8 protein-coding genes are annotated in these 10893 nt (G+C 70.9%); 5 read left to right on the forward strand and 3 right to left on the reverse strand.

The window, feature by feature from the left end; translation table 11 throughout:
* The first annotated feature begins 331 nt into the window (after positions 1-331).
* Positions 332-2401 (forward strand): M23 family metallopeptidase, encoded by a 2070-nt coding sequence (locus tag MKK58_RS00440; RefSeq protein WP_243910250.1) that lies wholly within the window; start codon positions 332-334, stop codon positions 2399-2401.
* A gap of 14 nt (positions 2402-2415) precedes the next feature.
* Here MKK58_RS00440 and gluQRS read toward each other — a convergent pair whose 3' ends face one another.
* The 3 genes from gluQRS to MKK58_RS00455 are packed head-to-tail and all read right to left on the reverse strand — an operon-like array spanning position 2416 to position 5751.
* The gene (gluQRS, locus tag MKK58_RS00445; RefSeq protein ID WP_243910251.1) at positions 2416-3330 is read right to left on the reverse strand and encodes a tRNA glutamyl-Q(34) synthetase GluQRS; all 915 of its coding nucleotides are present in this window, start codon (positions 3328-3330) and stop codon (positions 2416-2418) included.
* A gap of 22 nt (positions 3331-3352) precedes the next feature.
* Positions 3353-3637 carry a hypothetical protein gene (locus MKK58_RS00450; RefSeq protein WP_243910252.1) on the reverse strand — a complete coding sequence of 95 codons (285 nt, stop codon included), beginning with the start codon at positions 3635-3637 and terminating at the stop codon, positions 3353-3355.
* A 38-nt stretch (positions 3638-3675) separates the two neighbouring features.
* Positions 3676-5751 (reverse strand): ATP-binding protein, encoded by a 2076-nt coding sequence (locus MKK58_RS00455; RefSeq protein WP_243910253.1) that lies wholly within the window; start codon positions 5749-5751, stop codon positions 3676-3678.
* Positions 5752-5975: 224 nt separating this feature from the next.
* Between MKK58_RS00455 and trpA the strand changes: the two genes are divergently transcribed.
* The 4 genes from trpA (at position 5976) to MKK58_RS00475 (ending at position 10208) form a co-directional block, all read left to right on the forward strand.
* On the forward strand, positions 5976-6833 hold the full coding sequence (trpA, locus tag MKK58_RS00460) for a tryptophan synthase subunit alpha (protein ID WP_243910254.1): 858 nt from the start codon (positions 5976-5978) through the stop codon (positions 6831-6833).
* Between the two features lie 76 nt (positions 6834-6909).
* Entirely contained in the window at positions 6910-7818 is a 909-nt protein-coding gene (gene accD / locus MKK58_RS00465; protein WP_243910256.1) for an acetyl-CoA carboxylase, carboxyltransferase subunit beta, read from the forward strand.
* Positions 7819-7859: 41 nt separating this feature from the next.
* The gene (locus MKK58_RS00470) at positions 7860-9185 is read left to right on the forward strand and encodes a bifunctional folylpolyglutamate synthase/dihydrofolate synthase (protein ID WP_243910257.1); all 1326 of its coding nucleotides are present in this window, start codon (positions 7860-7862) and stop codon (positions 9183-9185) included.
* A gap of 129 nt (positions 9186-9314) precedes the next feature.
* A complete protein-coding gene (locus tag MKK58_RS00475; protein WP_243910255.1) occupies positions 9315-10208 on the forward strand; it encodes an outer membrane protein in 894 nt (297 codons plus the stop codon).
* Positions 10209-10893 lie beyond the last annotated feature (685 nt).

The raw sequence follows: 10893 nt of genomic DNA on the forward strand, positions 1-10893 counted from the left end.
AAACACCCACAAACCGATAGGTCCGCGCCCGGAAACCCGGACCCAAGCCCTCATCAGTACAGGAGATGCCAAAACAAGCCGCTCACAACGTGGCCGCTCGCCGATGAACAGCGATATACGGACGAACGTGTAACACGTCAACACCTGATTTCGATAATCTCGGCGCACTGTCGCCACCGGCGCGCCGCCGCGCCTCAATCTCGACATGCTGCCCCCCGACATCGGCCCTCCACCGACGCGCGGACTGGCGCGGACGGGCGGCGTCTGCGATGCCTTGGCCCGCGATGCCTTGGCCGAACAGATCCGACGATACCTTGCGAGGACCACGACGTTGAAGCGCGGCCGTCTGAAGATCGGTGATCCGAACGGCTCGGGCGAGGCACGCCCGCCGGCGCGCATGCCGGTCGACCACCTGCCGCCCCTGGACCTGCTCGGTCCCGACGTGGCGCGGATCGATCGCCGCGACGTCAATCTGCGCTGGCTCTGCGCGAGTGCCCTGACCGGGCTCACCGGGGCCGCCCTGATCGGCGCGGCGATCCACATCTCGCTTCAGAGCGAGACCTCCTTCGCGGCGATCCCCGAGCGGGCCTCCACGGCCGTCCGCCCCGCCATCGGCGACGGGACCGCCAACATCGCCCGCAAGGGCGACCGCCTCGTGCGCAACCTCATGATCGCCTCGGCCAAGCAGACCTTCCGGTCGCCCGTCACGGTCCGGCTGGGGGACCGCGAGATCATCAAGGTGCGGCCCTTCGTGCGAGTCTCCACCGCCCTCTCCATGACGACGGGGGTCTTCGTGGCGGAGATGCCGCGTTTCGACCCGATGAAGCTCAACACCGACGAACCCCTCGAGCGGGCGCAGGACCCGGGGCTCGCCGATGCCCCGGGAGCGGAGGTCTCGGTGGTCAAGCGCGATCTCGCCGGCTTCGAGGTCGAACCGGGCGCTCCGGCCCTCACCGACGACGACGTCGCGGCGCAGATCGAGGAGGAGCGCCGCCTCGCCGCGGAGGCCGGGCGCCGCACGGCAATTCCCATCGCCCCGCAGATCATGCTCTCCCGCACCCTGCGCCAGGGCATGACTGCGCCGGATTTCGATGGCGGCGTCCGCGCTGGGGACGAGGGCTCGCCCTTCAAGTCCATCGACGTGCTGGTCGTGCCCGAGAACGTCACCAACCTGGCCAAGACCGCGAGCGGCGGGGGCGAGCCGCCCCTGGTCGAGGAGCGCGACATCGCCCTGAAGCGGGGCGAAACCCTGGACTCGGTCCTACGCAGCGCCGGCCGGGCCAGCGACGAGCAGGTTCGTGGCATCGTCGCGGCCCTGGGCGGGCGGACCCGCGTCGGGGACCTCGCCGAGGGGCAGCAGTTCCGGCTCCAGGTCGCCCCCGGCCCGAAGCCCGGCGATCCGCGGCAGGTGACGCGGGTGATCCTCTATGGCGAGGGCGGCATCGAGGCGATCGCGGCGATCAACGATCGCGGGACCTTCGTGTCGGTGGCGCCGCCCACCGAGGACGCGCCCGCCCGCGCGGTGCCGGCAGCGGCAGCCGAGGCTTCCGACGACGGCGAGGAGGAAGGCGGCACCGGCCCGCGCCTCTACCAGAGCCTCTACGAGACTGCCGCTCGGCACGACCTGCCCCGCACCACCGTGGACGACCTCGTGCGGATCTTCGGATACGACGTCGATTTCCAGCGTCGAATCTCGTCCGGCGACAGCCTCGACGTGTTCTACACCTTCGACGAGGATGCCTCGGGACAGGCCGCCACGGAGCGTCCTGAGCTCCTCTATGCGGCGCTCAACCTCGGGGGCGAACTGCGCAAGGTCTACCGCTTCCAATCCCCGGATGACGGCACCATCGACTACCTCGACGAGCAGGGCCGCTCCCTGAAGAAGTTCCTGATCCGCAAGCCGATCGCCGATGGAATCATGCGGTCGGGCTTCGGCTACCGGCGCCATCCCGTGCTCGGCTATGCCAAGCTCCATACCGGCGTCGACTGGGCGAACCCGATCGGCACGCCGATCGTGGCGGCCGGCAACGCCACGGTGCTGAAGGCGGACTGGGATTCGGGCTACGGCCGGCGCGTCGAACTCCAGCACATCAACGGCTACGTCACCACCTACAATCACATGTCCCGCTTCGCGCGGGGCGTCACCGCCGGCGCCAAGGTGCGCCAGGGACAGGTGATCGGCTATGTCGGCTCCACCGGCCTCTCCACGGGCGCGCACCTGCATTACGAGGTCATCATCAACGGCCACTTCGTCGATCCGATGAAGATCCGGGTGCCGCGCGGGCGCGAACTCGACGGTCGGATGTTGACGGAGTTCAGCCGCCAGCGCGAGCAGATCGAGGGCACGATGCAGAAGTCGCGCACGGCCTCCGCCATGGCCCAGCGCGACGTGATGCGCTGAAGCGGGCTCCGGCCTCACGGAAAGCCGAGGCGCTCCCGTAAGGAGGCCGGGCTCTCGCCGGCCGCGCGCAGGTCGGCCAGGGATCGCGCACCACGGGATTTGGCGAGCTTGGCGCCAGACTCGTCCAGCACCAGGGCATGGTGATGGTAGCGCGGCGACGGCACGCCGATCAGCGCCTGCAGGAGCACGTGCAGATCGGTGCTCGCGCGCAGGTCCGCGCCGCGCACCACGTGAGTGACCCCTTGAGCGGCATCGTCCATGACTACGGCGAGGTGGTAGCTCGTCGGAACGTCGCGGCGGGCGATCACGGGGTCGCCCCAGCGTGCGGGGTCGGCGGCCTCGACGCGGTCGGCCCCGATCCGATGGGTGGAAAGCCCCCTCCCCTCTCCGGACGTGACGACCGGGACACTGCGGACCCGATGGGGTCCGGGCGCTGCCGCCAGGGCACGCACCATGTCGAGGCGCCATGTATGCGGCGCGCCCGCGGCCCTGCGCGCCTCGGCGTCCCCCGGCGGCAGTGCACGACAGCAGCCGGGATAGAGAGGCGCGCCGTCCGGATCGCAGGCGGGGGGAACTCCGCTGGGCGCCGCCGCTGCGGCCACGGCCTGCGCGATCGTTCCGCGCGAGCAGAAGCACGGATAGGCGAGGCCGCGCGCCGCGAACGACGCGAGCTGGGCCCGGTAGACGTCGAGATGCTCGGATTGCCGGCGTGCGGGGGTCTCGAAGCGTAGGCCGAGCCAGGCGAGGTCGTCCGCAATGGCGTCGATTAGGTCCGGGCGTGAGCGGCCGGGATCGATATCCTCGATCCGCAACAGCAGGCGTCCGCCCGAACTGCGCGCGAGCGCGTCGTTGAGCAGCGCCGAGCGCGCGTGCCCGAGATGCAGCCGGCCGTTGGGGCTCGGGGCGAAGCGAAAGACCGGGGGCGTCACGGCGGCCCTTCGGCGCGCGGCCTCAGCCGCCTGCGCGACGCAGGCAGCTCTGTTCCTTGGGAACGCAGGCGATGCCCGGCAGCGAGCAGGCGACGCCCCCCTCGGTGCGTTGGCAGACGTGGCAGCCGTCGCTCCATTCGGCGCAAGCCGCATCCGCGGACGGCACGGCGGATGCGCGGTGCGCGGCCGGTGCGGGCGCGAGGGCACCGACCAGCACCGTTCCGGCGATCAGGGCGGCGACGCTCCAGACGACCCGCCGGTCGTGGCTCCGCGTCTGCGCGTCGTCGGATGAGGGGCTGTCGACCATGGCGCGGTGTTCGCGCGGGGCGCGGGCGATGTCAACGCTCAGGCCGCCGAGCAGCGCCGATCGAGGAGCGGCGGCAGGGCACGCAGATTGAGGGGCTTGGCCAGGAAGCCGTCGAACCCCGCCACGCGCGCCGCTCGCTCGTCGTCGCGGCCCGCATTGGCGGTGAGGGCCACCAGGTGCAGGCGGGCACGCCCCTGCGCGGCCTCGATTTCGCGGATCTGCCGGGCGGTCTCCAACCCGTCGAGGCCGGGCATCCGGATGTCGAGCAGGGCGAGGTCGAAGGCCGCGTCGGCCTCGCGGATGCGGGCCAGCGCCTCGTGCCCGTCCCGCGCCAGCACGACCCGGGCGCCGAGGCGCTCGAGGGCCTTGGTCGCCAGTAGCGCGTTGATCGGATTGTCCTCCGCCAGGAGCACGCGCGGGCCGGCAGAGGGCGATACCGGTTCGCTGCCCTGCGCGCGGATCGATTCGCCGATCCCGGGCGCACCGTCCCGGAGCATCGCGTCCGGGGGCGGTGCCGGTGCGAGCAGGCGATCGAACAGGGAGCGGGCGCGGACGGGCTTGATCAGGTAGCTGTCGAAGCCGGCCGCCCCCGGCGGCCCGAATTCCCGGCGATCGAAGGGCGAGAGCAGGACGAGGCTGCAGCGGACGCCGGCGCGGCGCGCCTCCCCCGCCAGCGCCCGCAGGGCCGCGTCGCCAAGGGTGCGGTCGGCCAGCACCGCGTCGAAGGCCGCGCCCGCGATGGCGTCGAGGCCGGCCTCGGGGCTCTCCACGATCACCGTGGCGGCCCCCGAGCGGGTCAGGCGCCGCGCGAGGTAGGGCGCCTGGAACGGCGAGGCCGCGACGATGAGCACCTTCCGGCCCCCGAGGCTCGGCGGGCGCTCGCGCTCGGTCTCGAGGGTTTCCAGGGGCAGGAACACGGTGAACAGGCTGCCGCCGCCGGGCCGCGCGCCGGCCTCGATCCGCCCACCCATGCGCAGGACGAGGCGGCGGGTGATGGCGAGGCCGAGGCCCGTGCCCTCGTGGCGGCGGCTGGCGCTGTCGTCACCCTGCTCGAACTCCTCGAACAGCAGCGGGATGCGCTCGGGCGGGATGCCGGGGCCGGTATCGCCGATGACGAACCGGAGTCCGTCGTTCTCCCGCCGCAGCTCGACGCCGACCCCGCCCGCCCCCGTGAACTTGACGGCGTTGCCGGCGAGATTGAGCAGGATCTGGCGGACCCGGTCGGCGTCGCCGACGACGAGGCTGGGAACGTCGTCGGCGATGTCGAGGGCGATCTCGATGCCCTTGTCCTGGGCCCGGGGCGCCAGCAGTTCGACCACGCCCTCGGCGATTTCGCCCGGATCGAAGGGCTCGGCGGCGAGATCCAGGCGTCCCGCCTCGATGCGCGAGAAGTCCAGGATGCCGTCGATCAGGGTAAGGAGCGCCTTGCCGGAGGTCTTCACGGCCTCGACGTAGGTGCGCTGCTCGGGGTCGAGCCCCGTGTCGAGGACGAGGTCGGCCATGCCGAGGATGCCGTTCAGGGGCGTGCGGAACTCGTGACTGACGGTGGCGAGGAAGCGGGATTTCGCCACGTTGGCGGCCTCGGCGCGGCTCAGGGCCTCGTCGAGGGAGCGGGCGGCCGCCACGCGCCCCGTGATGTCGGCGCCGGCCCGCAGCCAGTGCGTCTCGCCGTTGCCGCCGGCCATCGGCATCTCGATGAAGGAGAACCAGCGCGGCGGTCCGGAGGCCGGCGCCAGGCGCATCTCGACCCGGCGGACGCCGTCCGGATCGAGATGCGCCTCGCCGTGCTCCAGAACCTCGACCTGCCGGGTGGAGCCAAGGAGCGCCAGGGGCTCGACGCCCACGAGGCGGGCGAACCCCTCGTTGGCGAAGGTGATGCGTCCCAAGGCGTCGCGCTGAACGATGACCTCGGTGGTGGCCTCGACCAGGGCACGGTAGCGCTCCTCGCTCTCCGACAGCTGCCAGACCCGATCCTCGAGCTGCTCGATCCGCGCCTCCGTGCCGGGGGCCGAGGTGGAGGTGGCGGTCCGGGGGATGCGCGCGCGCAGGCTCCATCCCGCCAGGAAGGCGAGGATCGGGAGCGCGAGGACGAGCAGGGCGTCCGTGATGGTCATGGGGCCGAGCCTCCGGGGCGGAGCCGTCCGCCGTCGCCGTCAGGATGGCGCGACGTGGTTGAAGGCGAGCTTTCCAAAGGCCGTTAAGGATGCGTTGCGGGATCGTGACAAATTCGAACGGGCCGGCCGCCGCGCTTCACGGGCCGGCCGCGATGGTGTAGGCGCGGCGGCTTGATCCCGCGCCGCGCCCGTGGCGGCCGCGAGGAGCGCGAGACAAGAGTGTCATGACGGCTACGAGTTCAGCGAATCCCGGTCAGGCGCGCATCGACGCCACCTTCGCGCGCTGCCGCGCCGAGAACCGCGCGGCCCTCGTCACCTACGTGATGGCCGGCGATCCCGACCCGGAGACCTCGCTCGCCGTGCTCAAGGCCTTGCCCGAGGCGGGCGCCGACATCGTCGAGTTCGGGCTGCCCTTCACCGATCCGATGGCGGACGGCCCGGCGATCCAGGCCGCCGGCCTGCGGGCCCTCAAGGGCGGCCAGGGCGTTGTCAAGACGTTGGAGCTGGTGCGGCGCTTCCGCGAGGGCGACGCCGCGACGCCGGTGATCCTGATGGGCTACTTCAACCCGATCCACGCCTACGGCGTCGCGCGCTTCCTCGACGACGCCCTGGCCGCCGGCATCGACGGGCTCATCGTCGTCGACCTGCCGCCGGAGGAGGACGACGAGCTCTGCCTGCCGGCCCTCGCCAAGGGCCTCGCCTTCATCCGCCTCGCCACCCCGACCACCGACGAGAAGCGCCTGCCGGCCGTCCTCGCGAACACCGCCGGGTTCGTCTACTACGTGTCGATCACCGGCATCACCGGGACGGCGACGCCGAACTTCGACCGGGTCGCGGAAGCTGTCGGCCGCATCCGCCGCCATACCGACCTGCCCATCGTGGTGGGCTTCGGGGTGCGCACGGGGGCGGACGCGGCCGCGATCGCCCGCGGCGCCGACGGCGTCGTGGTGGGCTCGGCCCTGGTCGACGCCATGCGGGGCACCCTCGACGCGGAGGGCCGCTCGCAGGGCGGCACGGTCGAGGCCGTGAGGACCCTGGTCCGCGAACTCGCCGAGGGGGTCCGTTCGGCGCCCCGCGCCTGACGCAATTGCCCGCGAGTCTTCCCGAAAGGGTCTCTCGCCCGCTCAACCCGACCCGCACAAGGACGCCGTCGCCATGATGGTCGAACCGATGAACTGGATCTCGGAGGTCGTGCGCCCCAAGATCAAGACCCTGTTCAAGCGCGAGACGCCCGAGAACCTCTGGGTGAAGTGCCCCGACACCGGGCAGATGGTCTTCCACAAGGAGGTGGAGAGCAACCACTGGGTCATCCCCGGCTCCGAGCATCATCTCAAGATGAGCGCGCAGGCGCGCCTGAAGATGATGTTCGACGAGGGCACCTGGATCGACGTGCCCCTGCCGGAGGTCGCCGCCGACCCGCACAAGTTCCGCGACGAGAAGCGCTACGTCGACCGCCTGAAGGATGCGCGCGCCAAGACCGGGATGGCCGACGCCTTCAAGATCGGGTTCGGCCGCGTCTCCGGCCTCCCCATGACCCTGGCGGTCCAGGATTTCGCCTTCATGGCCGGGTCGCTGGGCATGGCGGCGGGCGAAGCCTTCGTGCGCGGCGCCGAGACGGCGCTGGACAAGCGCACGCCCTACGTGGTGTTCACGGCCTCGGGCGGCGCACGCATGCAGGAGGGCATCCTCTCCCTGATGCAGATGCCCCGGACCACCGTGGCGGTGCGCCGGCTGAACGCGGCCCGGCTGCCCTACATCGTGGTGCTGACGAACCCGACCACCGGCGGCGTGACCGCCTCCTACGCGATGCTGGGCGACGTACACCTGGCCGAGCCCGGCGCACTGATCTGCTTTGCCGGGCCCCGGGTCATCGAGCAGACCATCCGGGAAAAACTGCCGGACGGCTTCCAGCGCGCGGAATACCTCAAGGCGCACGGGATGGTGGACCAGGTGGTGCACCGCCACGCCCTGAAGGAGACCATCGCGCGCCTCTGCGGCCTGCTGACCAATCAGGAGCCCGGCACGGCCGCGCTTCGCCCGGCCCAGCCCGTGCCCGAGCCCGCCTGAGCCCCTTCACGCCGCTCAATCCTCCCCGCGACGGTCCGATGATGGATTCCTCTGACGCGCTGATGGCGCGCTTCCTCGCCCTGCATCCGCGCACGATCGACCTGTCGCTGGGTCGGATCGAGCGTCTGCTCGCCCGCCTCGGCCATCCCGAGCGCAAGCTGCCGCCGGTGATCCACGTGGCGGGCACCAACGGCAAGGGCTCGACCATCGCCTTCATGCGGGCCATCCTCGAAGCGGCGGGGCTCGCCGCCCATGTCTACACCTCGCCCCATCTCGTGCGCTTCCACGAGCGCATCCGCATCGGGGCCATCGGCGGTGGGCAGTTCGTGCCGGAGGACCAGCTGGCCGATGCCCTGGCCCGCTGCGAATCCGCCAACGAGGGCGAGCCCATCACGGTGTTCGAGATCACCACGGCGGCCGCCCTGCTGCTGTTCTCGGAATCGCCCGCCGACGTGCTGCTCCTGGAAGTCGGGCTCGGCGGCCGGGTGGACGCCACCAACGTGATCGACCGGCCGGCTGCGGCGGTCGTGACCCCGATCGGTCGCGACCACGCCGAGTACCTCGGCGACACGGTCGAGGCGGTGGCCACCGAGAAGGCCGGGATCTTCAAGGCCGGCTGTCCGGCGATCATCGCCGCCCAGGATTACGCCGAGGCCGACGCGGTGCTGTGCCGCCTCGCAGAAGCCGCCGGGGCGACGCCGATCCGGGTGGGCAACCAGGATTTCTCCGTGCACGCCGAGCGGGGGCGACTCGTCTACCAGGACGACACCGACCTGTTCGACCTGCCGCGACCGCGCCTGAACGGGCGTCACCAGTTCACGAACGCCGGAACCGCCATCGCGGCCCTGCGGGCGGCGGGCTTCGGCGACATCGGCACCGCCGCGATCGAGGCCGGCCTCAACAACGTCGAGTGGCCCGGGCGCCTGCAGCGGCTGAACCGGGGCCGTCTGTCCGAGCTCGTGCCGCCCGGGGCCGAACTCTGGCTCGACGGAGGCCACAACATCGACGGGGGCCGCATCCTGGCCGCCGCGATGGCGGATCTGGGCGAGCGCTCGGACGTTCCCCTGGTGCTGATCGTCGGCCTGCTCGGCACCAAGGACGCGGAAGGGTTCCTGCGCAACTTCGTCGGCCTCGCCCGCCTCCTGGTTGCAGTTCCGATCGCCGGGCAGATGGCCGCGCGTCCCGCCGAGGAGGTCGCGCGGATCGCCGCGGATGTCGGGCTGATCGCCCAGTGCGCGTCGAGCGTCGAGGCGGCCCTCGAGACCCTCGCCGACGTCGCCTTCGAGCAGCCGCCGCGCATCCTGATCTGCGGCTCGCTCTATCTCGTGGGCACCGTTCTCACGGCGAACGGCACGCCTCCGGCCTGAGCCTCCCCAGGCGTCCGCTGCCCGGGACCAGTACACCGGTCCCTCGGCCGGTGTGACCGCCGCGCTACATCTTGGCCGTGGAAACTGGCGTAAGTTGTCCGTCGATCGGGCATTTCGCTGGGGATCATAATGAAAAAGCTTCTCACGTCATTGGCGGCCTTCACCGCCCTCACCGCGGCGGCCTCCGCCGCTGACCTTCCGCGCCGCGCGGCACCCCCGGTGTTCGTGCCGGTGCCGGTGTTCACCTGGACCGGCTTCTACGCCGGTTTCAACGCCGGTTACGGCTTCGACGCCAGCAACGACACGGGCGGCCCGGCCGTCATCGTCGCCGCGCGTCCGATCTACACGGCTTCGCCGGTCGCCATCGGCGGCGTGCCGGTCGGTGCGGGCGCCTTCGGCGGCCGTAACTCGAACGAAGGTTTCGTCGGCGGCGGTCAGATCGGCTACAACTACCAGTTCACCCCGGGTTCGGGCGTGGTGGTCGGTATCGAAGCTGACGCCCAGTACGTCGACTTCGGCCGCAGCCGCAACACCTACACCCCGATCGTCGGCACGCTGAACCCTGACCTCGTGGCTGTGAACCCGAACGGCCTGTCGGGCCTCGACTACTTCGGCACCGTCCGTGGTCGCCTCGGCTACGCCTTCGACCGCGTCCTGTTCTACGGCACCGGCGGCTTCGCCTACGGCGGCGGCGGTGGTTCCGATTTCGGCCTGCCCAACAGCAGCCGCAACGACTTCCGCACCGGGTGGACCGCTGGCGGCGGCATCGAATACGCCCTGCCGACCGACTCGTTCCTGAACTTCTTCAAGTCCTCGGCCGTGACCCTCAAGGTCGAAGGCCTGTACGTGAACCTTGATCGCGACAACGCCAACAACGGCGTGTTCGCCTACTCGAACTCCACCGGTCAGACCTACCGGATCAACACCAACTACGCGACCGCTACCTCGGGTTATACCAACCGCCGCTCCGATGAGTTCGTCGTTGTGCGCGCCGGCGTGAACTACAAGTTCGGCTCCTACTAAGGTCTGCGGGACATTTAGGTTCGGCCTAAGCGTCCCCAGCCCCGATCATCTGGCCGCTTTCGTCGAGGCACGCCCCGAGGAGAAATCCTCGGGGCGTTGTCGTGTCTGAAGCCCCGTGCGATTTTCAGAGCCGACCTCCGGCAATCGGGATCCCGCGGCCCTGCCGGATCCGGGCCCGATCACGCGGCTGATCCTCCGGTCCGTGACGCGACTGATGATGGTCCACCTTGTGGCGGTTCGCCCGGCTCAGTCGGTCACCGGCTTCCATGCTGATGCTGGCCGGTCTCCTGCTCTACGCCCGCGCGCGGGGTCCGGACGCCGCCATCCGTTCGAGCGAACACCCTTGCCACGACTTTGGCAGGTTGGTGGAACGCGGCGGCTTCGCAGGATAGGTTGATCCGGTACGGGTGGTCGCGCTGGCAGCGGAGGATGATGGACGTGCAGAACTGGCTCGCTCGAGCCTTTCCTGACCACTCTGTCTCCCCAAGCCCGTCGTGCGATGTGCCCCCCTCCATGTCGCCGGCCCCTGATCGGGCTGGGTGAGCGCTAGTGCACTGACGCGGTCAGAGGATTCACGAGGCGGGCGATGCATGCGAGTCTGGGCAATGGCTCAGACCGTCTGCGTGCTCCTCGACGCCGCCACCCAGTCAGCGCTTGCCGCGATCGCCGGCGATCGATCCCGCCC

This window comes from Methylobacterium sp. J-078 (assembly GCF_022829285.1).
GTDB lineage: Bacteria > Pseudomonadota > Alphaproteobacteria > Rhizobiales > Beijerinckiaceae > Methylobacterium.

What these genes read in the sequence shown, in the direction of transcription:
- MKK58_RS00450 (WP_243910252.1), bottom strand. Translation starts at nt 3,637, where the DNA reads ATGGTCGACAGCCCCTCATCCGACGACGCGCAGACGCGGAGCCACGAC.
- MKK58_RS00455 (WP_243910253.1), bottom strand. Translation starts at nt 5,751, where the DNA reads ATGACCATCACGGACGCCCTGCTCGTCCTCGCGCTCCCGATCCTCGCC.
- trpA (WP_243910254.1), top strand. Translation starts at nt 5,976, where the DNA reads ATGACGGCTACGAGTTCAGCGAATCCCGGTCAGGCGCGCATCGACGCC.
- accD (WP_243910256.1), top strand. Translation starts at nt 6,910, where the DNA reads ATGGTCGAACCGATGAACTGGATCTCGGAGGTCGTGCGCCCCAAGATC.
- MKK58_RS00470 (WP_243910257.1), top strand. Translation starts at nt 7,860, where the DNA reads ATGGATTCCTCTGACGCGCTGATGGCGCGCTTCCTCGCCCTGCATCCG.
- MKK58_RS00475 (WP_243910255.1), top strand. Translation starts at nt 9,315, where the DNA reads ATGAAAAAGCTTCTCACGTCATTGGCGGCCTTCACCGCCCTCACCGCG.